24 protein-coding genes are annotated in these 26,816 nt (G+C 61.5%); 23 read left to right on the top strand and 1 reads right to left on the bottom strand.

The features are described 5' to 3' along the window. Window positions 1-507 precede the first annotated feature (507 nt). The 8 genes from mraZ to murD all read left to right on the top strand — a co-directional run bounded on the left by mraZ (window position 508) and on the right by murD (window position 9,677). The gene (gene mraZ, locus BMZ35_RS08945) at window positions 508-999 is read left to right on the top strand and encodes a division/cell wall cluster transcriptional repressor MraZ (protein ID WP_093093128.1); all 492 of its coding nucleotides are present in this window, start codon (window positions 508-510) and stop codon (window positions 997-999) included. Window position 1,000: 1 nt separating this feature from the next. Next, window positions 1,001-1,975 (top strand): 16S rRNA (cytosine(1402)-N(4))-methyltransferase RsmH, encoded by a 975-nt coding sequence (gene rsmH / locus BMZ35_RS08940; RefSeq protein ID WP_093093126.1) that lies wholly within the window; start codon window positions 1,001-1,003, stop codon window positions 1,973-1,975. Next, the gene (ftsL, locus tag BMZ35_RS08935; RefSeq protein WP_165610033.1) at window positions 1,975-2,322 is read left to right on the top strand and encodes a cell division protein FtsL; all 348 of its coding nucleotides are present in this window, start codon (window positions 1,975-1,977) and stop codon (window positions 2,320-2,322) included. Before rsmH ends, ftsL begins: the two co-directional genes overlap by 1 nt. Next, on the top strand, window positions 2,319-4,103 hold the full coding sequence (locus BMZ35_RS08930) for a peptidoglycan D,D-transpeptidase FtsI family protein (RefSeq protein ID WP_093093122.1): 1,785 nt from the start codon (window positions 2,319-2,321) through the stop codon (window positions 4,101-4,103). Before ftsL ends, BMZ35_RS08930 begins: the two co-directional genes overlap by 4 nt. 30 nt (window positions 4,104-4,133) lie before the next feature. Beyond that, on the top strand, window positions 4,134-5,606 hold the full coding sequence (locus tag BMZ35_RS08925; RefSeq protein ID WP_423227751.1) for a UDP-N-acetylmuramoyl-L-alanyl-D-glutamate--2,6-diaminopimelate ligase: 1,473 nt from the start codon (window positions 4,134-4,136) through the stop codon (window positions 5,604-5,606). After that, entirely contained in the window at window positions 5,603-7,045 is a 1,443-nt protein-coding gene (locus tag BMZ35_RS08920) for a UDP-N-acetylmuramoyl-tripeptide--D-alanyl-D-alanine ligase (protein ID WP_093093118.1), read from the top strand. Before BMZ35_RS08925 ends, BMZ35_RS08920 begins: the two co-directional genes overlap by 4 nt. After that, window positions 7,046-8,128, top strand: coding sequence for a phospho-N-acetylmuramoyl-pentapeptide-transferase (mraY, locus tag BMZ35_RS08915; protein ID WP_093093116.1), 1,083 nt, complete (start codon window positions 7,046-7,048; stop codon window positions 8,126-8,128). It abuts the gene before it with no gap. 145 nt (window positions 8,129-8,273) lie between these two features. Then, window positions 8,274-9,677, top strand: coding sequence for a UDP-N-acetylmuramoyl-L-alanine--D-glutamate ligase (murD, locus tag BMZ35_RS08910; protein WP_093093114.1), 1,404 nt, complete (start codon window positions 8,274-8,276; stop codon window positions 9,675-9,677). On the opposite strand, the gene BMZ35_RS08905 is transcribed toward murD, so the two are convergent. After that, window positions 9,674-10,867 (bottom strand): BaiN/RdsA family NAD(P)/FAD-dependent oxidoreductase, encoded by a 1,194-nt coding sequence (locus tag BMZ35_RS08905; protein WP_093093112.1) that lies wholly within the window; start codon window positions 10,865-10,867, stop codon window positions 9,674-9,676. The two genes, murD and BMZ35_RS08905, sit on opposite strands and share 4 nt — an antisense overlap. A gap of 133 nt (window positions 10,868-11,000) precedes the next feature. Between BMZ35_RS08905 and BMZ35_RS08900 the strand changes: the two genes are divergently transcribed. The 15 genes from BMZ35_RS08900 (at window position 11,001) to recN (ending at window position 26,744) form a co-directional block, all read left to right on the top strand. Continuing rightward, on the top strand, window positions 11,001-12,167 hold the full coding sequence (locus BMZ35_RS08900; RefSeq protein WP_093093110.1) for a peptidoglycan glycosyltransferase FtsW: 1,167 nt from the start codon (window positions 11,001-11,003) through the stop codon (window positions 12,165-12,167). Continuing rightward, entirely contained in the window at window positions 12,164-13,261 is a 1,098-nt protein-coding gene (locus BMZ35_RS08895; protein ID WP_093093108.1) for a UDP-N-acetylglucosamine--N-acetylmuramyl-(pentapeptide) pyrophosphoryl-undecaprenol N-acetylglucosamine transferase, read from the top strand. Before BMZ35_RS08900 ends, BMZ35_RS08895 begins: the two co-directional genes overlap by 4 nt. Before the next feature lie 3 nt (window positions 13,262-13,264). Beyond that, on the top strand, window positions 13,265-14,674 hold the full coding sequence (gene murC, locus BMZ35_RS08890; protein ID WP_093093106.1) for a UDP-N-acetylmuramate--L-alanine ligase: 1,410 nt from the start codon (window positions 13,265-13,267) through the stop codon (window positions 14,672-14,674). Between the two features lie 81 nt (window positions 14,675-14,755). Then, window positions 14,756-15,943 (top strand): APC family permease, encoded by a 1,188-nt coding sequence (locus BMZ35_RS08885; RefSeq protein WP_093093104.1) that lies wholly within the window; start codon window positions 14,756-14,758, stop codon window positions 15,941-15,943. Beyond that, complete coding sequence (locus tag BMZ35_RS08880; RefSeq protein ID WP_093093102.1) at window positions 15,940-16,197, top strand: DUF2484 family protein; 258 nt, start codon at window positions 15,940-15,942, stop codon at window positions 16,195-16,197. The genes BMZ35_RS08885 and BMZ35_RS08880 overlap by 4 nt, the downstream gene beginning before the upstream one ends. Next, window positions 16,194-16,439: a DUF2484 family protein gene (locus BMZ35_RS08875; protein WP_093093100.1), complete on the top strand. Its 246-nt coding sequence runs from the start codon at window positions 16,194-16,196 to the stop codon at window positions 16,437-16,439. Before BMZ35_RS08880 ends, BMZ35_RS08875 begins: the two co-directional genes overlap by 4 nt. After that, window positions 16,436-16,753 carry a hypothetical protein gene (locus tag BMZ35_RS08870; protein ID WP_093093098.1) on the top strand — a complete coding sequence of 106 codons (318 nt, stop codon included), beginning with the start codon at window positions 16,436-16,438 and terminating at the stop codon, window positions 16,751-16,753. The genes BMZ35_RS08875 and BMZ35_RS08870 overlap by 4 nt, the downstream gene beginning before the upstream one ends. Before the next feature lie 103 nt (window positions 16,754-16,856). After that, on the top strand, window positions 16,857-17,780 hold the full coding sequence (murB, locus tag BMZ35_RS08865; protein ID WP_093093096.1) for a UDP-N-acetylmuramate dehydrogenase: 924 nt from the start codon (window positions 16,857-16,859) through the stop codon (window positions 17,778-17,780). Window positions 17,781-17,888: 108 nt separating this feature from the next. Further along, window positions 17,889-18,803 carry a D-alanine--D-alanine ligase gene (locus BMZ35_RS08860; protein ID WP_207502938.1) on the top strand — a complete coding sequence of 305 codons (915 nt, stop codon included), beginning with the start codon at window positions 17,889-17,891 and terminating at the stop codon, window positions 18,801-18,803. Further along, complete coding sequence (locus BMZ35_RS08855) at window positions 18,791-19,669, top strand: cell division protein FtsQ/DivIB (protein WP_093093092.1); 879 nt, start codon at window positions 18,791-18,793, stop codon at window positions 19,667-19,669. Before BMZ35_RS08860 ends, BMZ35_RS08855 begins: the two co-directional genes overlap by 13 nt. After that, the gene (ftsA, locus tag BMZ35_RS08850) at window positions 19,662-20,996 is read left to right on the top strand and encodes a cell division protein FtsA (RefSeq protein ID WP_093093090.1); all 1,335 of its coding nucleotides are present in this window, start codon (window positions 19,662-19,664) and stop codon (window positions 20,994-20,996) included. The genes BMZ35_RS08855 and ftsA overlap by 8 nt, the downstream gene beginning before the upstream one ends. A 347-nt stretch (window positions 20,997-21,343) precedes the next feature. Continuing rightward, window positions 21,344-22,972, top strand: a complete 1,629-nt coding sequence (gene ftsZ / locus BMZ35_RS08845) for a cell division protein FtsZ (RefSeq protein WP_093093088.1) — start codon at window positions 21,344-21,346, stop codon at window positions 22,970-22,972. A gap of 210 nt (window positions 22,973-23,182) precedes the next feature. Further along, entirely contained in the window at window positions 23,183-24,106 is a 924-nt protein-coding gene (gene lpxC, locus BMZ35_RS08840) for a UDP-3-O-acyl-N-acetylglucosamine deacetylase (protein WP_093093086.1), read from the top strand. A gap of 107 nt (window positions 24,107-24,213) precedes the next feature. Then, window positions 24,214-25,068, top strand: a complete 855-nt coding sequence (locus BMZ35_RS08835) for an outer membrane protein assembly factor BamD (RefSeq protein WP_093093084.1) — start codon at window positions 24,214-24,216, stop codon at window positions 25,066-25,068. Window positions 25,069-25,097: 29 nt separating this feature from the next. Beyond that, on the top strand, window positions 25,098-26,744 hold the full coding sequence (gene recN / locus BMZ35_RS08830) for a DNA repair protein RecN (RefSeq protein ID WP_093093082.1): 1,647 nt from the start codon (window positions 25,098-25,100) through the stop codon (window positions 26,742-26,744). Window positions 26,745-26,816 lie beyond the last annotated feature (72 nt).

The raw sequence follows: 26,816 nt of genomic DNA, 5'->3' as shown, positions 1-26,816 counted from the left end.
GTTGAATTTCGGAGTGTTCGTCGAAGGGTCTGTGAAAAATTTCTGGGAATACGCGGGACAAAGAAGAATGGCTGAAGTTTCGCTGTATGTTGTTTTGTTTTTAATTAGATCGTCTATATGTTGTGCCTATTCGCGTAAATTTTGCCACATCATCTTGTTTTTCAGGGATCCTTGGAACCAAATATTGTGTTCTTGCCCAAAATTTCCTGTTGATTTCCATGAATTCCCATGTCATCCCTAATAATACGATGAGGACGGGAACAAAGGGGCGCTAAAGACCCCATGAGAAAATCCCAAGTCAGGTTTCATACAGGCATCCGCCTTCATCGGAATAGAGAGATCCGGCGCGCGGGCGAGCAGACATCCCCCCAGGTGGCGCGCGCAGCTGGACACCCGCTAGAGCGGGACGAGGGCGGCGGATTGATCAGTGGCAGCAGATCAATCCGCCGTTTCGTTTCAAGGCTCCGGCAGACATCGGGGCGACAGTGAAGAGGGGACCGGCAAGCCGTGGCACGCAGGTTCAGAGGCGAAAGCGACCACAAGGTCGACAGCAAGGGCAGGGTGTCAATCCCGGCCTCGTTTCGCCGTGTCATCGAAAGCTGTGATCCCGACTGGACCGAAGGTTTGCCGCCGCGCCTGATCCTTGTCTATGGCGGCGCGACGCGTGAGTTCCTCGAAGGCTTTACCATCGAAGCCATGGACGAGGTCGACGACAAGATTTCCAAGTTCCCCCGCGGATCCGCCAAGCGTAAGGCAATGGAGCGCCTGTATTCGGCGCAATCCGTCGAGATCGTGGTGGATGATACGGGCCGGATCGTGCTTCCGGCCAAGCTGCGCGAAAAGATCGGCCTTGATGGTATGGCACGGTTTGTCGCCTCGGGCGACACGTTCGAAGTCTGGAAACCCGAAGCCTATGACGCGTCGATCGATGCGCTGGACGAAGAGGGTTTTGATCCGGATGTCGATCCGTCGGTCTATCTAGACGGAGATCTGGACTGAGATGGGGTCGGACAAAGCACATATCCCGGTGCTTATCGACGCAATCCTGAAACACTGTGCGCCCATCGAAGGGCGATGGCTGGATGGGACGTTCGGGGCCGGTGGCTATACACGCGCGCTGCTTGAGGCGGGGGCGGAACATGTCACCGGCGTCGATCGCGATCCGCTGGCCTTCGAAATGGCGGCGCCCTGGGTAGGCGAATACGGTGATCGGATTTCGCTGGTCGAGGGGGTTTTCTCCCGGCTGGATGAATATGCGTCCGACCTTGACGGGGTGGTGCTCGATCTCGGGGTGAGTTCGATGCAGCTGGATTTGGCCGAGCGTGGGTTTTCCTTCATGAAGGACGGCCCACTGGACATGCGAATGAGCCAGGACGGGCCTTCAGCAGCGGATCTTGTCAATGAAGCAAGCGAGGCGGAGCTTGCCGATATCCTGTTCCATTACGGCGAGGAACGGGCCAGCCGACGCATTGCGCGCGCGATTGTGCGGGCGCGGACGGCGCAGCCAATTACCACGACATTGGAGCTGGCCGACATTGTCGAAGGGTGCCTGCCACGCGCCAAACCGGGGCAGAGCCACCCGGCGACACGCAGCTTTCAGGGGCTGCGGATCGCGGTCAATGATGAATATGGCGAGTTGTTCCGGGGTATGATGGCGGCAGAGCGCGCCCTGAAGCCGGGCGGGTTGCTGGCTGTTGTGACGTTCCATTCGATCGAGGACCGCATGGTCAAGTGGTTCCTGCAGGCCCGCGCGGGGCGTAAAGGCAATGTGAATCGCTATGCGCCTGAGGTAGAGCGCGAAGCGCCGGCCTTTGAATTGATCACGCGCAAGGCCGTTGGGCCGGATGAGGCAGAGCTGGACCGCAACCCGCGCGCCCGGTCCGCCAAGCTGCGCGTGGCACGGCGCACCGATGCGCCTGCAGGTGAGATTTCAGGAAAAGACATTGGAATGCCGACACTTGGGGGGCGAAACTGATGCGGGCAATCTTGTTTGTCGTGACCGCGCTGGCGGTAATCGGGCTGGCGGTCTGGGCGTATCAGGAAAACTACCGTACCCAGAACGCGATTGCCGAAACCCACCAGTTGCAGCGCCAGATCGGCGAGGCACGCGCCCGGCTGTCCGTGTTGAATGCCGAGTGGGCCTATCTTAACCGCCCTGAGCGCCTGCGGGATCTGGCCGAGATCAACTATGACGATCTGCAGCTTCTTCCCTTGCGTCCCGACCAATTCGGCAAGGTCGATCAGGTCGCCTATCCGCCGAGTGGGTTGCAATTTGATCTGGACGGCGCCGTGGATGTGTCCAGCGAAGGAGAGCGCCCATGATCCGCAAACCGCTTCGCCCGCTGGCCTCGATCCTTCGTGCGCGCGACGCCGGGGAGAACCCCGATGTGATCGAGCGCGAAAACATCCGCCAGCGCCATGAAGAGATGCGTGACAAGGGCCGCGCGCGCGCCGAGGGGCGCCTGTTCATCATGTCGATCCTGTTTCTGGGCGCCTTCATCACCGTTGGCGCGCGCATGGGAATCGTAAGCTATTCCGAGGCTGTCGAGCCGCGCGCCAACTATTCGGCCAACCGGATCGTTGCGCAGCGCGCTGACATCGTGGACCGCAAGGGGCGCATTCTGGCGACCAACCTGGAAACCCATTCGCTCTATGCTCAGCCACAACACATGATTGACAAGGAGCGGGTCGCCAAGGAATTGGTCGACATTTTCCCAGACCTTGAGGAAGAACGGCTTGTCAAAGATTTCACGGGCAAGCGCAAATTCCTGTGGATCAAGAAGAAAATCAGTCCCGAACAAAAGCAGGCCGTGCATGATATCGGTGATCCGGGCCTGCAGTTCGGCGCACGCGAGATGCGTCTGTACCCCAATGGTCGCCTAGCGGCGCACATTCTGGGTGGCGCGAGTTTTGGCAAGGAAGACGTGCATGCCGCCGAGGTGATCGGCGTTGCCGGTGTCGAAAAACAGTTTGACGAAGCGCTGCGCGATCCGGCGAATGGCGGCAAGGCGTTGACCCTGTCGCTGGACCTGACGGTGCAGGCCGCGACTGAGCGCGTGCTCTATGGGGGCATGAAGCTGATGAATGCCAAGGGTGCCGCAGCAGTGCTCATGGACGTGCATACGGGTGAGATCATCTCGTTGGTCAGCCTTCCGGATTTTGATCCGAATGATCGTCCACGCCCGCCTACCAAGGGCCATGCCAGCGACAGTCCGCTGTTCAACCGCGCGGTGCAGGGCCTGTATGAGCTTGGATCGACCTTCAAGATTTTCACAGCAGCTCAGGCGATGGAACTGGGGCTCGCCAACCCGGCCACGTTGATCAAGACAGCCGGGCCGTTGCGGTGGGGTAAGTTCAAGATCCGTGATTTTCACAATTACGGACCGCAGCTGACCTTGACCAAGGTGATCGTAAAATCTTCCAACATCGGAACGGCGCGTATGGCGCAGTTGATCGGGGCGGTGCGCCAGCAAGGGTTCCTGCGTGACCTGGGCTTTTTTGAACCGACACCCGTGGAGTTGGTCGAGGCGCGTGGCGCACAGCCCCTGTTGCCCAAAAACTGGTCCGAGCTTTCGACCATGACGATTTCCTACGGGCATGGCCTGTCGGCCAGCCCACTGCACCTGGCCGCTGGATACGCGGCGATTGCTAATGGCGGAAAACGTGTGTTGCCGACCCTGCTCAAGCGAAATGCCGCGCAGGACGGGCCGCGTATCATGACCGAAGACAGCGCGGCGGCGGCGCGGCGGATGTTGCGGCTCGTCGTGACCGAAGGCACGGCCAGCTTTGGCGATGTGCCCGGCTATGCCGTGGGCGGCAAGACAGGAACCGCAGACAAGCCCAAGGAAAATGGCGGCGGATACTACGAGGACAAGGTGATTGCCACCTTTGCCTCGATGTTTCCGGCGCATGATCCCAAATACGTGCTGATCGTGTCGCTGGACGAGCCGGTCGAGACCTCGGGTCCGAAACCGCGCCGGACGGCTGGCTGGACAGCAGTGCCCGTGGCTGCCGAAATGATCACCCGCGTGGCACCGCTTTTGGGGCTGCGGCCCGACATTGAACCCGGGCTTCTGGCTGATATAACGCTGACATCGAATTAAGCCAGATCAAGGGCAGGGCAGATGGCAGGCATGGCACGACAGCTTTCACAACTGGGGCTGACGGCCGCGAAAGGAGCCAACCCCGTTATTACCGGGTTGGCAGTGGACAGCCGTGACGTGAAGGACGGCTTTCTTTTCGCGGCGCTCCCGGGCACGCGGGTGCACGGCGGGGAGTTCATTCAATTCGCCTTGCGTATGGGCGCGTCTGCGATCCTGACGGACGCCGAAGGCGCTGAAATCGCTGCCGCGGAACTGGCGGCTTCAGAGGCGGCCCTTGTTGTCTGCGAAGACCCACGCCAGACGCTGGCCTATACCGCCGCTCTCTGGTTCGGCGAACAGCCCGGCGTCATGGCGGCGGTGACAGGCACCAACGGCAAGACATCGGTGTCCACTTTCCTGCGCCAGATCTGGCAGGAATTGGGGCTCGAAGCGGTCAATCTTGGCACGACAGGGGTGGAGGGCGATTATCAGGCCCCTTTGAAGCACACCACGCCAGAACCGATTACCCTGCACCGGGTGCTGGCAGAGTGCAGCGCCGCTGGTGTGCAGTTTGCAGCCATGGAAGCGTCCAGCCACGGTTTGGCCCAGCGGCGGCTTGACGGAGTGCATTTGCGCGCTGCCGGGTTTACGAATTTCACGCAGGATCACCTCGACTACCACGACAGTTTCGAAGAGTATTTCGACGCCAAGGCCGGGTTGTTTGCCCGTGTCCTGCCGGAGGAAGGGGGCGCCGTGATCAATATCGACGACCCGCGCGGCGTGGATATGGCGGCGATTGCCCGTGCGCGTGGGCAGGAGGTGATCACCGTGGGCCGGTCAGGGGCCGATCTTGAGCTCACAACGCAGCGGTTTGACGCAACCGGGCAGGATATCCGGTTTACCTTTCGCGGGCGGGCCTACTTGGCGCGGCTCAACCTGATTGGCGGGTTTCAGGCGGAAAACGTTTTGTTGGCCTCGGGGCTGGCCATTGCCTGCGGAGCCGAGCCCGAGCGGGTTTTCGAAGTCCTGCAAGAGTTGAAGACCGTGCGCGGGCGCATGCAACTGGCCGCGACGCGCGCCAACGGTGCGGCTGTTTTCGTGGACTATGCCCATACGCCCGATGCGGTGGAAACGGCACTCCAAGCGATGCGCCCGCATGTGATGGGGCGCCTTGTGGCTGTGGTCGGCGCTGGGGGGGACCGCGATATGGGCAAGCGCCCGCTGATGGGACAGGCCGCTGCGCGCAATGCCGATGTGGTTTTTGTGACGGATGACAATCCCCGCAGCGAAGATCCGGCAGCGATCCGGACCATGGTGATGGAGGGCGCCCCCGAGGCAACCGAAGTGGGTGACCGCGCCGAAGCAATCCTGCGTGCGGTGGATGCGTTGCAGGCCGGTGATGCGTTGCTGATTGCGGGCAAGGGGCATGAAACCGGGCAGATCGTCGGGGATGACGTGTTGCCCTTTGATGATTGCGAGCAGGCCAGCGTGGCTGTGGCGGCCTTGGATGGGGGAATGGCATGAGCCTTTGGACTTCTGCGGCGGCAGCCGAGGCAACCGGTGGCCGCACAACCTGTGACTGGACGTGCACCGGCGTTTCGATCGATACACGCACGCTCGAACCCGGAGACTTGTTCGTGGCCCTGACGGCGGCGCGTGACGGGCATGATTTTGTTGCACAGGCGCTGGAGGCCGGGGCAGCTGCGGCGCTGGTTTCGCGTATTCCCGAAGGGGTAGCCGAAAATGCGCCGCTCCTTATTGTCGAGGATGTGCTATCCGGGCTGGAGGCCTTGGGTCGCACTGCGCGTGCACGGACACAGGCGCGCGTGGTGGCCGTGACCGGATCGGTGGGCAAGACCTCCACCAAGGAAATGCTGCGTGCGATGCTGTCGGGGCAGGGAAAAACCCATGCCAGCGTCGCGAGCTACAACAACCATTGGGGGGTGCCGCTGACGCTGGCACGCATGCCTCAAGAGACCGACTTTGCCGTGATCGAGATCGGCATGAACCATCCCGGAGAGATCGCGCCGCTGGCGCGGATGGCGCGCCCGCATGTGGCCTTGGTCACAACCGTGGCCGCCGTACATCTCGAAGCCTTCGAGAATGTCGCCGGGATCGCCGCGGAGAAAGCGGCGATCTTCGATGGGCTGGAGCCGGGGGGCATGGCCATCGTCAACACTGATATCGACACGGCGGATGTGTTGCGTGAACACGCGGACGATTTGGCGGTGGCGCGCATCGATTTTGGCCGGCAAGCGCCGGACTGGACGCTTCTCGATGTGACACTGACCGGAGATATCACCGTGGCGCGGGCGCGGGTCGACGGAGAAAAGACGGTTTACAAGATCAACAGCGCCGGGGCGCATTTCGCGATGAATGCCCTGGGGGCCTTGGCTGCCGTGCAGGCGCTTGGAGGCGACCTCGCGATGGCGACCGGCGATCTTGGGCGTTGGAAACCCTATGCAGGGCGCGGCGTTCGCGAGACGATCTGGCTTGATCCGGTGGAAACGGATCGCACCCTTGATCTGATTGATGATGCCTATAACGCCAACCCGACGTCGCTGGGCGCTGCGCTGGATGTTCTGGCTGCTGCCAACCCGGTTGACGGTGTCGGGCGCATTGGGCGTGGCCGTCGGACCGCCTTTGTCGGGGACATGAAGGAGCTGGGACCGCAAGAGGCAAAGATGCATGCCGCGCTCGCCGACCATCCGGCGATGGCTAGTATCGACAAGGTGCACTGCATCGGCCCACTAATGCAGAACCTCTATGCAGCACTCCCACCCGAGAAACGTGGTATGTGGACCGAAACCAGCGCGGAAATGGCGGCCGAGATACGGCATCTGGTGGATGCAGGCGATTGTTTGCTGGTCAAGGGGTCTTTGTCCATGGGCCTGGCCAAGGTGGTTGACGCGGTACGCAAACTGGGCCATCCCGCCCCGCAATCAAATGACGAGGACTCCTGAATGCTCTACTGGCTCACCGAGCTGTCGGATGGCGGGGATATTTTCAACCTGTTCCGCTACATTACCTTCCGCGCCGGTGGGGCGTTCCTGACGGCATTGCTGTTCGGGTTCCTGTTCGGGCGCCCGCTGATCGACGTATTGCGGCGCAAGCAGGGCAAGGGCCAACCGATCCGCGACGACGGTCCCGAGGGGCATTTCGTCAAGGCAGGCACGCCAACGATGGGCGGATTGTTGATCGTGGGGGCTCTGATGACGTCCACCTTGCTTTGGGCAAGGCTGGACAACGGGTTCGTCTGGCTGGTGCTGTTCGTGACGCTGGCGTATGGGCTAATCGGGTTTGCCGACGATTATGCCAAGGTTTCCAAACAGAACACCGACGGTGTGTCAGGCAAGATCCGTCTGCTGCTGGGATTTGTCATTGCCGCGATTGCCGCTTGGTGGGCGACCTTCCTGCAACCCGAAGCGATGCAGATGCATTTGGCGCTGCCCTTCTTCAAGGATGTCCTGCTCAATCTCAGTTTCTTCTTCGTCCCCTTCGCGATGATCGTGATCGTGGGGGCGGCGAATGCTGTGAACCTAACAGACGGTCTGGACGGTTTGGCCATCATGCCGGTGATGATTGCTGCTGGAACGCTGGGCATCATCGCCTACGCGGTGGGGCGCGTCGACTTTACCGAGTATCTTGACCTGCATTACGTTCCTGGAACGGGAGAAATCCTGATCTTTACCGCCGGTATCGCGGGCGGCGGACTGGGTTTCCTGTGGTACAACGCGCCGCCCGCGGCCGTCTTCATGGGCGATACGGGCTCGCTGGCCCTTGGCGGCGCGCTTGGCGCGATCGCGGTGGCCACCAAGCATGAACTGGTGCTGGGGATCGTCGGCGGCCTGTTCGTGGTCGAGGCGCTTTCCGTCATTATTCAGGTGCTCTATTTCAAGCGCACCGGTAAACGCGTGTTCCTCATGGCACCAATCCATCACCATTACGAGAAGAAGGGCTGGAGCGAACCGCAGATCGTGATCCGTTTCTGGATCGTCTCGTTGATCCTCGCCATGATCGGTCTCGCCACGCTGAAAATCCGCTAAGGCGTCTGGCACATGCCGGACGCGCTCGGAGCCTCCCGATCTTTCTTTTTCCGGAAACACCACCTCCGGAGGCACCCGACGGGACCACTTGTCCCGGCGGGACGAGACAGGCACTGTCGGGGAAATCGGCGGAAGGGAACTTGAGATGATTCCGGTACAGGGTTTTGAAGGCGCAACCGTGGCCGTGCTGGGCCTTGGCCGCTCGGGGTTGGCAAGCGCGCGCGCGCTTCGCGCCGGGGGGGCAGAGGCGCTGTGTTGGGATGACAATCCGGCGGCGCGGGACGTTGCTGAAAGCGAAGGCTTCACCTGTGCCGACCTGACCCGGCCGGGCGCATTCGAAAACGTATCCGGGCTCATTGTCAGCCCCGGGATTCCGCATCTCTATCCGAAACCCAATCCGGTGGTTTTAGCAGCGCTCCGGGCCGGGGTGCCCGTCGACAACGATATCGGACTGTTCTTTCGCTCTTTCGCCACGGCTGAATGGCAGAATTTCGACATCGCCCCCAAAGTCGTGGCGGTTACGGGATCAAACGGCAAATCGACCACATCGGCCCTGATCCATCACGTGTTGGAGCAGGCCGGGCGGGGCACGCAGCTGGCAGGCAATATCGGGCGCGGGGTGCTTGATCTGGACCCGGCCGTGGACGGGGACGTGATCGTGTTGGAGCTGTCCAGCTACCAGACCGACCTTGCCCGCGCGCTGACCACGGACGTTGCTGTCTTTACCAATCTTTCGCCGGATCACCTTGACCGCCATGGAGGCATGGGCGGCTATTTCGCAGCCAAGCGTCGCCTTTTCGCAGAAGGTGGCCCGGATCGCGCGGTGATCGGCGTGGATGAGGCCGAGGGGCTGTTTCTGGCCGACCAGCTGTCCGAAGGCCCAGGTGATGACCGGGTGATCCGCGTGTCAGTGGCGGAAAAGCTCTCGGGGCCGGGCTGGCAGGTTTTTGCACGCAAGGGCTTCCTGAGCGAGTGGCGCAAGGGACGGCAAGTGGGGTCGATCGACCTGCGTCCGATCCGGGGGCTGCCGGGCACGCACAACCATCAGAATGCCTGTGCCGCCTATGCGGTGGCGCGCACTCTGGGCCTTGCGCCGAAGGTGATCGAAAAGGGATTTGCCAGCTTTGGCGGCCTTCCGCACCGCAGCCAGATCATCGCCGAACGGGATGGCGTGACCTATGTGAACGATTCCAAGGCCACCAATGTGGATGCTGCAAAAAAGGCACTGGGCGCCTTTGACAACATCCGCTGGATTTGCGGCGGGCTGGAAAAGGAAGGCGGGCTTGGTGATCTGGCCGAGGCAACGGGGGCGGTGCGCAAGGCCTATGTCATCGGGCGCGAGGCAGCTGGTTTTGCCATGCAGCTCAAAGGGGTCGAGGCCGTGGTTTGCAACACGATGGCCGAGGCCGTGCGCCAGGCTGTCGCCGAGGCCGAGGCCGGGGATACGGTGCTTTTGGCCCCGGCGGCGGCGAGTTTTGACCAGTATGACAGCTTTGAAAAACGCGGCGAGGATTTCGGCGCCGAGGTGAAGCGCGCGCTTGGGTTCTAGGTCGCCGGGATGAGATTTGTACGGATCGCCTGTCCGGCGGCCCAGCCCGAAGACCACGCCCATTGGAAATTGAACCCGCCCAGCCAGCCGGTTACGTCAACGGCTTCTCCGATCACGTAAAGCCCCGGCACGGTTTTGGCCTCCATTGTGCGTGAGGACAGGTGATCCGTGTCGATTCCGCCCAAGGTGACTTCGGCGGTGCGATAGCCTTCGGTCCCGGTCGGCCGAAGGGTCCAGTGGGTCAGGCGCTCGGACAGGGCGCGCAGCGACGCGTCGCTCTGATCTCCGATATTGCCCGAAAGCCGCCAGTCGGACGAGAGATGATCGGCCAGCTTCGCAGGCAACATCTGCGCCAGGATCGTCGAAAGGTTGCGGCGCCCGTCGCTTTGGCGGCGTGCGCGCAGGGTTTCAAACGGATCGTGTTCGGGAAGCAGATTGATGGTGATGTCGTCCCCTTCGCGCCAGAACGAGCTGATCTGCAGCATGGCCGGACCGGACAGGCCGCGATGAGTAAACAGCATGGCTTCGTCGAAACGGGTCGACCCGGCTTCGGCACGAACCGGCAGCGCGGTACCCGACAGCGCCTTGAAGGGATTGTCCGAGAAGGTGAAAGGCACAAGGGCAGGCCGGGTTTCGGTGACGGAAAGCCCAAATTGGCGGGCGATGTCATAGGCAAGCCCAGTGGCACCCATCTTGGGAATGGATTTGCCCCCCGTCGCAAGAACGAGGTTCTGGCAGCGCAGCGTTGCGCGCTGGCCGTGGGTCTCGGTCTCCACGCCGAACCCCGTGCCGTCGTGGGACACGCTGACAATCTGCGTGTTCAGCCGAAGTTCGGCCCCGGTCCGGTCCATTTCGGTGCGCAGCATCCCGATGATGTCGCGCGCGCTGTCGTCGCAAAACAGCTGACCCAGAGTCTTTTCGTGATAGGCGATGCCGTTACGGGCTACGAGGTCAATGAAATCCCATTGGGTGTACCGGCTGAGCGCGGATTTGCAGAAATGCGGGTTCTGCGACAGAAAGTTCTCCGGTCCGGCATACATGTTGGTGAAATTGCAGCGCCCGCCGCCGGATATGCGGATCTTTTCGCCCGGGGCCTTGGCGTGGTCCAGCACAAGTGTTTTGCCGCCACATTGCGTGGCGCACATCATGCCGGCTGCGCCGGCCCCCAGAATGATCGTGTCGTACTGCATTGCACCGCCCCTGCCTGATGCCGCGCTTTCGGTCAAGTGGGGGCAGTGTGGGTTCCCAAGGCAGGGCTTCGATGCTATGCTCTCACTCAGACCCGGAAAACGGGCGTTTTGAGGCAGATATCGGCGGGTCCCGATGACAGAGATGGTTTATGGCGCGCTTCCTGTACAGGAGCGCGAACCAGTGCTTCCCAAGTGGTGGCAGACGCTGGACAAATGGACGATGACGTCCATTCTTTTGCTGTTCGGAATCGGCATCCTGCTGGGCATGGCGGCCTCACCACCGCTGGCGGCAAAGAACGGCTTCGAAGCCTTTCATTATGTAAAGAAACAGGTGATTTTCGGCGGTGCCGCGATGGTCGCGATGCTGCTCACCTCGATGATGTCACCCATCCTCGTGCGGCGCCTTGCGGTGATTGGGTTCATCGTCACCCTTCTGGCTACCGCGATGCTTCCGTTTTTCGGAACCGATTTCGGCAAGGGGGCGGTGCGCTGGTATTCGCTCGGGTTCGGCTCGCTCCAGCCCTCCGAATTTCTCAAACCCGGCTTCGTGGTCGTGGCCGCGTGGCTGATGGCGGCCAATGAAGAGATCAACGGGCCACCCGGTCGCATGTGGTCTTTCCTCTTGATGATCACCATCGTGGTCATGCTGGCGCTGCAGCCGGATTTCGGGCAGGCCTGTCTGATCTTGTTTGGTTGGAGCGTCATGTACTTCGTTTCCGGCGCGCCAATGGTGCTGATCGGCGGGATCTTGCTGGCGATCTACCCTGCGGCACAGTTCGCCTATTCGAACTCCGAACATTTCGCCCGCCGGATTGACGGCTTTCTTGACCGGTCGCTCGATCCGACAACCCAGATCGGTTACGCCACCAACGCCATTCGTGAAGGCGGGCTTTTTGGCGTCGGTGTGGGCGAGGGACAGGTGAAATGGAGCCTGCCGGACGCCCACACGGATTTCATTATTTCCGTTGCTGCAGAGGAATATGGGTTGATCCTGGTGATGGTGATCATCGCGCTTTACGCCACGATCGTGCTGCGCAGCTATTTCCGCTTGATGCGCGAACGGGACCCCTTTATCCGCCTCGCTGGCACCGGCCTCGTGTCGATTTTCGGGGTGCAGGCGATGGTCAACATGGGTGTAGCCGTGCGCCTTCTGCCCTCCAAGGGCATGACCTTGCCCTTCGTCAGCTACGGGGGCTCTTCGCTGATCGCGGGGGGGATTGCAGTCGGCATGATTTTGGCGTTTACCCGCACCCGGCCTCAGGGCGAGATCGGTGAAATTCTGCGGGGACACGTGAGATGAACAAGCAGCCATTGCTGGTGATTGCAGCCGGCGGCACCGGGGGGCATATGTTCCCCGCGCAGGCGCTGGCAGAGGTCATGCTGCGCAAGGGTTGGCGGGTCAAGCTGAGCACGGATGCGCGCGGCGCGCGCTACACGGGTGGCTTTCCGCATACGGTCGAAATCGAGGAAGTCTCAAGTGCGACCTTCGCGCGCGGCGGCGCATTGGCCAAGCTGGCGGTGCCGTTCCGCATTCTTGGCGGCGTGCTGTCGAGTGTGTTGAAATTCCGCAAGGATCGTCCCGAGGTCGTGGTCGGTTTTGGCGGCTATCCGAGCATTCCCGCGCTTGGAGCAGCGTGGCTCTTGAAGTTGCCGCGCATGATTCATGAACAGAATGGTGTCCTTGGGCGCGTGAACGAAAAATTCGCCAGCCGCGTCGATGCGATTGCCTGCGGCACCTGGCCCACCGCATTGCCCGAAGGGATCGAAGGCATCCATACCGGCAACCCGGTCCGCCGGGCGGTGCTGGACCGGGCTGCGTCGGGCTATATCCCGCCGGGGGACTACCCGATGTCGATTCTCGTAATCGGCGGCTCTCAGGGCGCGCGTATCCTGTCGGACTCGGTGCCGATGGCCATCGCCGCGCTGCCCGAAGGGCTTCGGCGCAATGTGCGTGTCAGCCATCAGGCGCGCGCTGAAGATTTCGACCGGGTCACGGCCTTTTATACGGAACAGGGGATTGCGGCGGATGTGCAACCGTTCTTCAACGACGTTCCGGCCCGTCTGAGCGAAGCACAGCTTGTGATCTCTCGGTCTGGCGCGTCAAGCGTGGCCGATATCAGCGTGATCGGACGGCCTTCGATTCTGATCCCCTATGCCGCCGCAACGGCGGACCATCAGACCGCCAACGCGCGTGGTTTGGTCAAGGCCGGGGGTGCGATCCTTATCCCGGAAAGTAAACTGACGGTTTCAACCATGACCGATCAGATCACCAACATTCTCAGCAATCCTGATGGGGCGACCCAGATGGCGCGGGCAGCGTTGTCGGTGGGCAAGCCTGATGCCACGGAAAACCTCGTGGCGCTTGTTGAGATGCTGGCAAGCAAGGAAGACTGAGACATGAATGCAGCAACGAAACTCCCCGGTGACGTCGGCCCGATTCATTTTGTCGGCATGGGCGGGATCGGCATGTCTGGCATTGCCGAAGTGCTGCTGAACCATGGCTACACGGTACAGGGGTCCGACCTCAAAACCAGCAAGATTACCGATCGGTTGGTAGCCCGTGGTGCGACTCTGTTCGTGGGGCAGAAGGCGGAAAACCTTGAAAACGCGGAAGTTGTTGTGATTTCATCGGCGATCAAACCGGGCAATCCGGAACTGGACGAGGCGCGCCGACGCGGCCTTCCGGTGGTGCGCCGCGCCGAGATGCTGGCCGAACTGATGCGTTTGAAGTCGAATGTGGCCGTGGCCGGCACACACGGCAAGACCACGACGACAACCATGGTGGCGGCGCTGTTGGATCATGGCAGGTTCGATCCCACGGTGATCAATGGCGGCATCATCCACGCCTATGATTCCAACGCCCGCGTAGGGGATGGAGAGTGGATGGTTGTCGAGGCTGACGAGAGCGACGGCACGTTCAACCGTTTGCCCGCTACGATTGCCATCGTCACCAATATCGACCCTGAGCACATGGAGCATTGGGGCTCGATCGAGAACCTGCGGCGCGGGTTTGACGAATTTGTCTCGAACATTCCGTTTTATGGTCTCGCGGTCTGTTGCACGGATCACCCCGAAGTACAGGCGCTTGTCGGGCGACTGACGGACCGGCGCGTGGTCACGTTCGGTTTCAATGCCCAGGCCGACGTGCGCGCCATCAATCTGCGCTACGAGGCCGGTGTGGCGCACTTTGACGTGGCGCTTCAGGCAGAGGGAACGGTGATCGAAGGCTGCACCCTGCCGATGCCGGGGGATCACAATGTTTCAAACGCGCTGTCGGCGGTGGCCGTGGCGCGCCACCTTGGCATGAAGCGCGAAGAAATCCGCGAAGCGCTGGCTGCGTTTGGCGGGGTGAACCGCCGCTTTACAAAGGTGGGTGAGGTCAACGGCGGCGTGCCTGTGATCGATGATTATGGACACCATCCGGTCGAGATTGCCGCTGTGCTCAAGGCGGCGCGGCAGGCGATTGGGCAAGACGGTGGTGGGCGCGTGATTGCAGTGCACCAGCCGCATCGCTATACCCGCCTGCATTCCCTGTTCGAGGATTTCTGTGCCTGTTTCAACGAGGCCGACGTGGTTGGGATTGCCGAGGTCTTCGCCGCGGGCGAAGACCCGATCGCTGGTGCCAGCCGCGACGATCTTGTGGCCGGTCTTGTGGCGCACGGACATCGCAAGGCGGTTGCAATCGACAGCGAGGACGACCTCGAAGCGCTGGTGCGTGCTGAGGCGAAGCCGGGGGATATCGTGGTGTGCCTCGGCGCAGGGACAATCAGTGCATGGGCCAACAACCTGCCCAAGCGATTGGGATAAACATAAGGCTTTTCAAACGGATTTGAACGTGGGAGCCTCCGGCGGGAGTATTTTTGGCAACATGAAGCCGGGGGTGCGGGAGTGGCGGAACATCTCAAGAGACGGATCGGCCTTGGCCTGCTGACGGCTTATGGCGTCGGAGTCATGGTGGGGGCTGGCATCTATGTGCTGGTCGGGGCCGTGGCCGGAGAGGCCGGTGTCTGGGCGCCGCTGTCATTTCTGTTGGCAGGGGTCATCGCGGCGCCGACCGCACTCAGCTATTCGGAACTCAGCACCCGTATTCCCGAGGCCGCCGGTGAGGCGGCTTTCGTGCATCAGGGATTCAACAGTCAGGGCCTCGCGGTTTTGGTGGGGCTTGGGATTGTCGCGACGGGTATGATCTCGGCTGCAGCCGTGTTGCGCGGCGGTGTGGGGTATTTGTTAGTGGTGTTCGACTGGCCCGAGTTGTGGGCCATTGTCGGCATTGGTGCAGTTCTCACCGCGGTGGCCGTCTATGGTGTCATGGAGAGCCTTGCGCTTGCCGCCATCTTTACCGTGATCGAGCTTTTGGGGCTTGGCCTTGTGGTCTGGGCCGGGTTTGGGGCCCCCGCCGTTGCCGAATGGGCCACACCGCCGGGAGTGATCTGGGCCGGTGTCGGGGCCGGGGCGGTACTGGCTTTCTTTGCCTTCATCGGGTTCGAGGACATCGTGAACATGGCCGAGGAGGTGTCCAATCCCGAGCGCACCATGCCGCGCGCGATCCTGATCGGGCTGGCGTTGACAACCGTGATCTATGCGCTTGTGACCGTGGCGACCGTGCGGGCCGTGCCTGTGGATGCCTTGTCAGGAAGCGAAAGACCGCTGGCGCTGGTATGGCAGGCTGGGCGCGGCGGTGAGGGGCAGTTTCTTGCCGCGATTGCCGTTTTCGCGGCGCTGAATGGTGTGTTGGCCCAGATCGTTATGGCGAGCCGGGTCCTGTTTGGCCTTGGTAAACGCAGTGAGGTCCTCCGGGTGTTCTATCATGCGCATCCGACACGCGGCACGCCGGTGCTGGCGACGGTCCTTATCGGGGGGGCGGTCATCGGGGCGGCGCTGCTTTTGCCGGTGTCCACGTTGGCCGAAGTCACCTCGTCCATACTCTTGGGTGTTTTCGTGATCGTGAACCTCGCGCTGATCGCCCTCAAGCGCCGCGCGCCCGAGGCGCCTTTCCGGGTGCCGATGGCGGTGCCCGTGGCGGGGTTTGTCCTTTCTGCAGGGGCATTGGCCTTTAACATTGGAGCGGCCCTATGAGTTTCGCCTTGATCCTTGCCTGTCTCTGGGTGCTTGCCGCAGCCATCGTTGCAATGTTGCCGATGCGCCACCAATACCTGCCCGGTGTGGCCCTGTTGATCGCGGCCCCTATCCTGATTGGGGTGATCTGGGTTCAGCATGGGGCGTGGCTGGGGGGCGTGGCCCTCTTTGGCTTTCTAAGCATGTTCCGCCGTCCGTTACGTTATTTCTACCGCCGCGCGCGCGGCGTTCCGGAGGCGGAGGCGCGCCGATGACGATTTCGATGATCCTTGCCCTGTTGTGGCTTCTGGCCGCCAACCTTCGGGCCATGTTCCCGTCGCGGGACAATTTGTGGAAGTTTGCCTATGTCATGATCGCGATCGGAATTCCGATCCTGATCGGCGTTGCGATTCAGAATGGGATCTGGATGGCATTGCTGATCCTTTTCATGGCAGGATGGGTGATGCGCTGGCCGGTGATCTATCTGGTGCGTTGGGTCAGGAAACGGGTGGGATGATGCTGGATGTAGCGCTAGGGCTAAACGCGGTGATCTGGTTCGCCGCATTGCTGTTTCCGGCTTTCGGCTTTGCCAAGGGGTATTACGATCAACGTCCGGTCCTGCTGCGGGCGCAGCTGATCCTGTTGTGCCTGCTTGCCCTGTTGATCGCCGTTTCCGAAGGGTTGCAGTTTACTGCCTTGCCGGAGGAAGCCGCCGAAGTGGCGGAGGTGAGATCGTATCGCCCCTGGGTCATCGGTTGTCTGGCGATTTCTTCGGCATTGGGATGGGGGTTGTTCCTTGTCGGGCGCAGATTGGCGGCGCGCAAGGGATAGGCGACGCGCAGGCGCAGAGCTTGCGTGTCGGGCGGGGCTTCGGTATCCGTGCCGGGCCTTTGGGCGAGATGCACAGGAAAAGCGCCGGGGACGCGAGACTTACATGACCAACATGCCGACACCGCGCGGAAAGCTGACACAGGACATGGCGCTGGCCGAGTTGACCTGGCTGCGGGTGGGTGGCCCCGCCGACTGGCTGTTCCAGCCCGCCGACACCCGGGACCTTGCCGACTTTCTGCGCGATCTGCCCAAGGATGTGGCCGTATTCCCGATGGGGGTGGGGTCGAACCTGATCGTGCGCGACGGGGGCTTGCGCGCCGTGGTGGTGCGCATGGGGCGTGGTTTCAACGACATCCAGATCGAAGGTAACCGCGTGCGTGCAGGTGTCGCCGCACTGGATGCGCATGTGGCGCGTAGGGCAGGGGCGGCCGGTGTGGATCTGACCTTCCTGCGCACCATCCCCGGGGCCGTCGGGGGAGCTGTTCGTATGAACGCAGGCTGCTATGGCACCTATGTCGCGGACGTGTTTGTCGAAGCCAAGGCGGTGACACGCAAAGGCGAAATCGTGACCTTGAGTGCGCGAGACCTGAACTTCCGTTACCGCCAGACTGATCTGCCCGAGGGCTGGGTGATCACCGAAGCGGTGTTCGAAGGGCCATCCGATGATCCGGACACGCTTGCCGAGCGGATGGAGACGCAATTGGCCAAGCGCAACGCGACGCAACCGACCAAGGACCGCTCCGCCGGGAGCACCTTTCGCAATCCGGCGGGGTTTTCCTCGACCGGGCAGGCGGATGATGTGCACGACCTCAAGGCATGGAAACTGATCGATGATGCAGGCATGCGTGGTGCGCGCGTTGGCGGGGCGCAAATGAGCGAGATGCATGCCAATTTCATGATCAACACCGGGGGCGCCACCGCCGCGGATCTGGAAAATCTGGGTGAAGATGTAAGAAAAAGGGTTTTCCAAAACAGCGGAATACAGCTAGAATGGGAAATCATGCGCGTCGGCGAACCGGCGGCGTGAAAATCTTCCGGCCACAGGCAAAATCAGGTCGGATCAAGAACAATAAATCAGGGTCAGAAAGACGGAAAACCGTCAACAATTGACCCGGGACATTGAGGCACGGTGGGTATGTCGAGCAGGGCAAACCCCAAAGTGGCGGTATTGATGGGTGGCCCCTCGGCGGAACGCGAGGTGTCGCTGACGTCGGGGCGCGAATGCGCAACCGCACTGCGGGAAGCGGGATATGACGTGGTTGAGATCGATGCTGGCATCGACCTTGTTGCACGTCTGAACGAAATCAAACCCGATGTCTGTTTCAACGCCCTGCATGGCCGCTGGGGCGAAGATGGGTGCGTTCAGGGAATCCTTGAATGGATGGGTCTGCCTTATACACATTCCGGGGTGTTGGCGTCAGCGCTGGCGATGGACAAACAGCGCTCCAAGGACGTGTACCGCGCCGCTGATCTGCCGGTGGTGGAAAGCGTACTCCGCAGCCGCGAAGACGTCCGCGCCGGACATGTGATGGCGCCGCCCTATGTCGTCAAGCCGAACAACGAAGGCTCGTCGGTCGGTATCTATATCGTGCACGAGGCCGCCAATGGGCCGCCGCAATTGTCCGATGACATGCCCGCCGAGGTGATGGTCGAAGCCTATGCACCCGGGCGCGAGATGACCACGACCGTGATGGGCGACAGGGCGTTGTCAGTGACGGACATCATCACCGACGGGTGGTATGACTACGACGCCAAGTACAAGGAAGGTGGGTCGCGTCACGTGGTCCCCGCGGACATCCCTCAGGAAATCTACGAGGCGTGCATGGACTATGCCTTGCGCGCGCATCAGGCGCTTGGGTGCCGTGGCGTTAGCCGCACCGATTTCCGCTGGGATGAGGCGCGCGGACTGGATGGGTTGGTGCTCTTGGAAACAAATACCCAGCCCGGCATGACACCGACGTCGCTTGCACCCGAACAGGCCGCCCACCTTGGCATGAGTTTTGCGCAGTTCTGCGCCTGGATGGTGGAGGACGCATCGTGCAATCGGTAGGGCAACGCTGTGATCCGGCCCCGTCCCGTTGGGCCTACCGTCTGCAACGTCTGTTGCTGACACCATTGTTCCGGTTTGCCCTGCGCGTGGTGGTGCCGTTTCTGTTGGTGGCCGGTCTGACCCTGTTGTGGTTTTCGGATCAGGATCGGCGCGATCAACTGGCCATGGCCTATAACGACCTGCGCACCGAAATCGCGACACGTCCAGAGTTCATGGTCAATGCGATGGCGATTGACGGGGCATCCAAGGGGATCGCCGAAGACATACGTGAAATCATGCCGATCGACTTTCCGACAAGCTCGTTTGATCTTGAATTGGGAGAGATTCAGGAACGCGTGTCCGAGTTGCCCGCCGTGGCAAAGGCTTCTGTCCGGGTGCGTCCGGGCGGCATTCTCCAGGTCGCGGTTGTGGAGCGTGACCCGGTGATCCTGTGGCGTACCTATGACGGTTTGGCCCTTGTGGATCGCGAAGGCTATGTTACCGGCCCGGCCCGCGCCCGAACCCTACACCCCGATTTGCCTTTGATGGCAGGCGAAGGGGCGGATCGCCAGGTCGCCGAGGCGGTTCAGCTTTATGCCGCTGCTGGACCGCTGGCGGCGCGGGTGCGTGGCCTTGTGCGTGTGGGTGAACGCCGCTGGGACGTGGTTCTGGATCGCGGGCAACGCATCCTTCTGCCGGAAATCGGAGCGGTGCAGGCGCTTGAGCGGGTGATCGCGCTCAGCGAGGCGCAGGATTTGCTCGAACGTAATCTCTTGGTCGTCGACATGCGCTTGGCCGCACGCCCGACCATCCGCCTTGCCGAGGCCGCCGTGGAAGAATGGTGGCGTATCAGCCAGTTGTCATTTGGGAAAAGCAACAATGATTGAGCTTTATGAATCTCAGCGCGCCATGCGCAACATGCGCAAAGCCGCCATGCAGCGCGGTGTCGTCGCGGTTCTGGACGTGGGCAGTTCCAAGATTGCCTGCCTTGTCCTGCGCTTTGACGGCACCGACAGGCTGGCCGAAATGGACGGTGTCGGCTCGATGGCCGGGCAAAGCGGGTTCCGAGTGATCGGCGCTGCGACAACCCGGTCGCGCGGCGTGCGCTTTGGTGAGATCAACGCCATGCAGGAAACCGAGCGCGCCATCCGCACCGCCATTCAGGCGGCTCAGAAGATGGCCAAGATCCGGGTTGACCACGTGATTGCCTGTTTCGCCGGGGCGGATCCGCGGTCTTACGGACTGGATGGCAGTATCGAACTCGAAGGCCATGTCGTGACGGAACAGGACGTGGCGCGCGTCTTGTCTGCTTGTGATGTGCCCGATTTCGGTCCGCATCGCGAAGTGTTGCACGCCCAGCCGGTCAATTTCGCTCTCGATCATCGCTCCGGGCTTGCCGATCCGCGTGGCCAAATGGGCCAGACCCTGACGACGGACATGCACATGCTGACCGTTGACGAAGCGGCGGTGCAGAACCTTGCGCATTGTGTCAAGCGCTGCGATCTCGAACTTGCCGGGATTGCGTCCTCCTCCTACGTGTCGGGCATGGCGGCGCTTGTCGAAGACGAACAGGAACTGGGCGCGGCGTGCATTGACATGGGCGGTGGTGCGACAGGCCTGTCGATTTTCATGAAGAAACACATGATCTATGCCGACACTGTGCGGATGGGTGGGGACCACGTGACCGGGGACATCTCGATGGGGTTGCAGGTGCCCATGGCGACCGCGGAACGGATCAAGACGTTCTATGGCGGTGTCGTGGCGACCGGCATGGATGACCGGGAAATGATCGAGCTTGAAGGGGACACGGGCGATTGGGAACATGACCGGCGTACGGTAAGCCGAGCAGAACTGATCGGGATCATGCGGCCGCGCGTCGAGGAGATCCTCGAAGAGGTACGCGCCCGACTGGATGCGGCTGGCTTCGATCACCTGCCAAGTCAGCAGATCGTGCTAACCGGTGGCGGCAGCCAGATTCCGGGACTTGATGGGTTGGCGTCCAAGATTCTGGGCCAGCAGGTGCGCCTTGGCCGCCCGATGCGGGTGCACGGTCTGCCGCAGGCCGCAACCGGTCCGGGCTTTGCCAGTGCGGTGGGGATGTGCCTCTTTGCGACCCATCCACAGGATGAATGGTGGGATTTCGACCTGCCGGTGGAACGCTATCCAGTACGTTCGTTACGCCGCGCGGTGCGCTGGTTCCGCGACAACTGGTAGGCAATTTGAGGGGTGACGCGCCCGGCGAGGCGCGCTAATCTTCTACCAACGCGTCCGAAAAGGACGGATGGGAGAGCCGGGCAGTAGGCACCTGACACAACGAAATAAGCATCGACGCGCCTCTTGTGGAGAGCGCCCCCGTTTTTCTTTGTTGTGTCGCGGTACGAGATTTCCGCAAAATCTGTCAAAACTGGCAAGATGCCGCCGTTATCATTGCTTTTTCACCCATATTTTGTGGTGAAAATACCTTTTGGGGATGACGATTCCTGAAAGCAGAGTTAATAATGGGTGTTGAGTAGGCAGAATAACCCCCGCTGACGCGGGTAAAACAACAGGCGGACAGTTCTATGACATTGAATCTGACGATGCCCGAAGAGGCGGATCTGAAACCTCGCATCACCGTATTTGGTGTAGGCGGTGCGGGTGGCAACGCGGTCAACAACATGATTGCGAAGGAACTTGATGGCGTCGACTTTGTCGTGGCCAACACCGATGCGCAGGCTCTCCAGCAAAGCGATGCGACCAACCGTATTCAGCTTGGCGTAAAAGTCACCGAAGGTTTGGGCGCCGGTGCGCGGGCCAGCGTCGGGGCCGCTGCTGCCGAGGAAAGCATCGAACAGATTGTCGATCACTTGGCCGGCGCGCATATGTGTTTCATCACCGCCGGTATGGGCGGCGGCACCGGAACCGGCGCCGCGCCGATCATCGCGCAGGCTGCGCGTGAGCTCGGCGTGCTGACCGTCGGCGTCGTGACCAAACCCTTCCAGTTCGAAGGCGCCAAACGCATGCGTCAGGCGGAAGAGGGGGTCGAAACCCTGCAAAAGATGGTCGACACGCTGATCATTATTCCAAACCAGAACCTGTTCCGCCTTGCCAACGAAAAGACCACTTTCACCGAAGCGTTCTCGATGGCCGATGACGTACTCTATCAAGGTGTGAAGGGCGTGACCGACCTGATGGTCCGTCCGGGTCTGATCAACCTCGACTTTGCCGATGTGCGCGCCGTGATGGACGAGATGGGCAAGGCGATGATGGGCACGGGCGAGGCTGAGGGCGAAGATCGCGCCATCCAGGCGGCTGAGAAAGCCATTGCCAACCCGCTGCTGGACGAAATCAGCCTGCGTGGTGCCAAGGGTGTGCTGATCAACATCACCGGCGGTCACGACCTGACCCTGTTCGAACTGGACGAAGCGGCCAACCGCATCCGCGAGGAAGTGGACGCGGATGCCAACATCATCGTTGGCTCGACCCTGGATAACAACCTCGAAGGCGGCATGCGCGTGTCCGTGGTTGCCACCGGGATCGACGCCGCCGAAGCGACATCGCCCATGCCGATCCCGCGCCGTTCGCTGAAACAGCCGCTGACCCAGCAGGTTTCGCAGGAAACCGTCGAAGAAACGGCTGAAGTTGTTGCGGAAGAGACCCCGGAAGCCTACGTGGCCCAGAATGCCCAGGAACCGTCGCTGTTCTCGGAGCTGGATGCTCAGGCTGCTGCTGCCGAGGATCAGATGGAGGACATCTTCGAGGAAGAAACCGCACCGGCCTATGCCCCGGCGGCCTCCCTGGATGATGACCTGCCGCCGCCTGCATATCAGCCCGCGCCGGTACAGCCGTTCGAGCCGGAACTGGTCGATGAGGATGAAGCGCAAGACTTTGTTGCTCCGCAGCGCCCTGCAGCCGGGACACCGACACCGCAGATGATCGAACGCCTCAAGGCTGCCGTTGACAAGGCTCCGGCTGCTGCTCCCGCGCGCCCTGTTGCCGTGGACCGCCAGGCCCAGCCAGAAGAGCGTGCCCGCTTTGGCATCAACTCGCTGATCAACCGCATGACTGGCCATGGTGGCGAAACGGCTCCGCGCGGGGCACAGACAGCCCGCCAGCAGCCCAGCATGCAGGCCGTCGAGCCCCAGCCCGAGGCCGATGAAGATCAGGAACGGATTGAAATCCCGGCCTTCCTGCGCCGTCAGGCGAACTAATAAACACAGGATATCCTGTTAGTAAGGGTCGCCGCAGGGCGGCCCTTTTTGTTATGTTTATCAAAGCCCTAAGTGCTGGTGCGCGGTGTTTTGCCGATTTGTTTCAGCCATGTTTCAGTTCGTTACAAAGATTGAATTGTGATGCACAAGTGAAACGATTACCTCAAGGTTGCGGCGCAATGGGGAGCACCGCGTCATTTGGGGAAAACCGTGCAAGCAACGCTGAAATCATCTGTACGATTTACCGGAACCGGCCTTCATTCGGGCGCGGCGGTGCACCTTGTCATTCACCCGGCTTCTGCCGACTATGGCATCTGGTTCAAGCGCACTGACATTCTTCTGGGCGACACCATGATTCCGGCGCGCTGGGACGTGGTGGAGCAGACCCCGCTGTGCACACGGATCGTGAATTCCGCCGGTGTGTCGGTCGCCACCATCGAACACCTGATGGCTGCGCTTGCAGGCTGCGGCATCCACAACGCCCTGATCGAGATCGATGGCCCCGAAGTGCCAATTCTTGACGGTAGTGCTGCAGAATTCGTGCGCGCCATTCTCAAGGCTGGTGTCGTCGCGCAGGATACGCCGGTGCGTGCCATCGAAATCCTCAAGCCGATCTCGGTCGAACGGGGCGATGCCCGTGCCGAACTGGTTCCGGCGGACGAGTTGCGCATTGATTTCCACATTGATTTCGTTGACGCGGCGATCGGCCAGCAGACCAAGGGGCTGAACATGGCCAATGGCAGCTTCGTACGTGAATTGTGCGACAGCCGCACTTTCTGCCGTCAGGCCGACGTCGAAACGATGCAGGCCAATGGTCTCGCGCTTGGCGGCGATCCGGCGGAGAACGCAGTTGTGTTCGACGGAGACAAGGTACTGAGCCCGGGCGGACTGCGGTACGCTGACGAACCGGTGCGTCACAAGATGCTGGATGCCTTGGGCGATCTCGCACTTGCAGGTGCGCCGATCCTCGGGCGTTACCTTGGAACACGGGCCGGACACGCATTGACCAATGAACTTCTGCGAGTCCTGTTTGCCGATCCTTCCGCTTGGCGCTATGTCGAGTGCGATCACCAGATGGCCGCCCGCCTGCCGGGCGCAGGTGTCCATATGGCGGAATTTCCTGCCGTCGCCTGATCCTTGGCGTACAAATCCTTCCAAAGTCATTTTGCACCGGAATTTTCTATGCTAACAGCTTGTCAAAGGGTGGGGTTTGCCTGCCGGGGAACAAGAGGTTGAGCAGCATGACAGGCTTCGGGGCGCGCATTCGGTTTGTCGGGTCGGTTCTGGCCATCGCCACCTTGGCCGCTTGTGCCACCTCTACGGCAGAGAAAGCCCGTCGCGGCGACGTTGCCATGGAACAGTTCACCGCCGAGCAAATCTATCAGCGTGGTGAATACGAGCTTGCCCGCAACAAGGGCGAAGACGCCGCTTTCTTTTTCTCAGAGATCGAACGCCTTTATCCCTATTCGGAATGGGCCAAACGCTCGGTGATCATGCAGGCGTTTTCCTATCACCAGGACAAAATGTACCCGGAAAGCCGCGCCGCCGCGCAGCGATACATTGATTTCTATCCGGCGGACGAAGATGCGGCCTATGCGCAATACCTTCTGGCGCTGAGCTATTATGACCAGATTGACGAGGTCGGGCGCGATCAGGGGCTGACCTTCCAGGCGCTACAGGAGCTGCGCAAGGTGATCGAGGTTTATCCGGACAGCGAATATGCCCGTTCGGCAATCCTGAAATTCGACCTTGCTTTTGATCACCTCGCCAGCAAGGAGATGGAGGTCGGGCGTTACTACCTTCGCCGGGATCATTATGCGGCGGCGATCAAGCGGTTCCGCGTCGTTGTCGAGGATTTCCAGACCACGACCCACACCGCCGAAGCCCTTCACCGCCTTGTGGAAGCCTATCTCGCACTTGGTCTGACCAACGAAGCACAGACCGCCGGGGCCATTCTGGGTCACAACTTCCAGTCGACTGAATGGTACGAGGACAGCTATCGCCTGCTGGCACAGCAGGGGCTCGAAATGAAGGCTGAAGGCAGCAGCTGGTTGAACCAGGTGTATCGCCAGACCGTTCAGGGCAAGTGGCTCTGACGGGGCTGCGGGTCTGGGAGTAGGCGGCGATGCTGCGCACGCTCGATATCAGGGATATGTTGATCATCGACCGGTTGGAGCTTGGCTTCCAACCGGGTCTGAACGTGCTGACCGGGGAAACCGGGGCCGGCAAATCCATCTTGCTCGACAGCCTTGGCTTCGTTCTCGGGTGGCGTGGACGCGCCGAACTGGTGCGCACGGGTGCCGAACAAGGCGAAGTGGTAGCGGTGTTCGACCTTCCCTCGGATCATCCGGCCCATGCGATTCTGGAAGACGCGGGTTTGCCCGGCGGAGACGAACTGATCCTGCGGCGCGTCAATCGTCAGGATGGGCGCAAGACCGCCTGGGTCAACGATCGGCGCTGTTCCGGCGAGGTGTTGCGGCAGCTTTCCGAAACGTTGGTTGAACTGCATGGACAGCATGACGACCGGGGGCTTCTCAACCCGCGGGGGCACCGCGCCTTGCTGGACAGCTTCGCCGGAACCGACGCCGCGCGCGAGTCGACACGAAGGGCATGGGGGGCAATGGCCAAGGCGCGCAAGGCGCTGTCCGAAGCCGAAGCCGCTCTTACCGCTGCGCGCGCTGAAGAAGATTTCCTGCGCCACGCGGTTGGTGAGCTGGATGCGCTGGACCCGAAGCCGGGAGAGGAGGCCGAGCTCGATAGCCGCCGACGTATGATGCAGGGCGCCGAAAAGGTGCGTGAAAGTGTTGGGCGGGCGCACGCCGCGCTGGGGCTTGACGGGGCTGAGGGCGCAATGGGTGATGCGTTGCGCTGGCTTGAAGGGGCACTGGCCGAGACCGAAGGCCATCTGGAGGCGCCGTTGGCAGCGCTTGAACGCGCCATGAACGAACTCGCCGAGGCTTCGGACGGGGTTGAACGCTGCCTTGAGGCGCTCGAGTTCAATCCGCACGAGCTTGAACAGGTTGAAGAACGCCTGTTTGCGATCCGGGGGCTGGCCCGCAAACACGGGGTTGCGCCGGATGCATTGGGGGACTTTGCCGAGGATCTGCGCGAACGGCTGTCCGCGTTGGATGCGGGCGAAGGAAACATCGCGGCGTTGCAACAAGGCCTGCGCGCAGCCGAGGCGGCGTATGAAGGCGCGGCGGACACGCTCAGCTTGGCGCGTCGGGATGCGGCGGGCAAGCTTGATGCCGCGGTCATGGCCGAGCTGGCGCCGCTCAAGATGGAACGCGCCGTATTCGAAACCCGCCTCGCACCGGGCGAGGCTGGCCCGGATGGGCGTGATCAGGTCGAATTCGTGGTGGCGACCAATCCGGGCGCACCTGCCGGTCCGTTGGCCAAGATCGCCTCGGGCGGGGAACTCAGTCGCTTCCTTTTGGCACTTAAGGTCTGTCTGACACAGGACGTGGGCGGGCTGACCCTGATTTTTGATGAAATCGACCGGGGTGTCGGCGGGGCGACTGCCGACGCGGTTGGCCGTCGACTTGCGGCCTTGGCCGGGCAGGGGCAGGTGCTGGTTGTCACGCATTCACCGCAGGTCGCTGCCCTCGGGGCACATCACTGGCGCGTGGAAAAGCAGGTCGTCGAAAACCAGACGCTTAGCCGCGTTGTCCCGCTCGCTCCGGATGAACGCGTGGACGAGATCGCCCGCATGTTGTCTGGAGATACGATCACCAACGAAGCCCGTGCCGCTGCCAAGGCACTTCTGGACTGATCTGGCTCCACGGGCCGAAAAATTCCTTAACACTTTGCCTTTCCAAGGCTTTCCCTCTACATCTGGAACAAA

The organism is Shimia aestuarii (assembly GCF_900114635.1).
Classification (GTDB): Bacteria; Pseudomonadota; Alphaproteobacteria; order Rhodobacterales; family Rhodobacteraceae; genus Shimia; species Shimia aestuarii.
The sequence above is the reverse complement of the archived record's forward strand: the minus strand, read 5'-3'. Positions and strand labels throughout refer to the sequence as shown.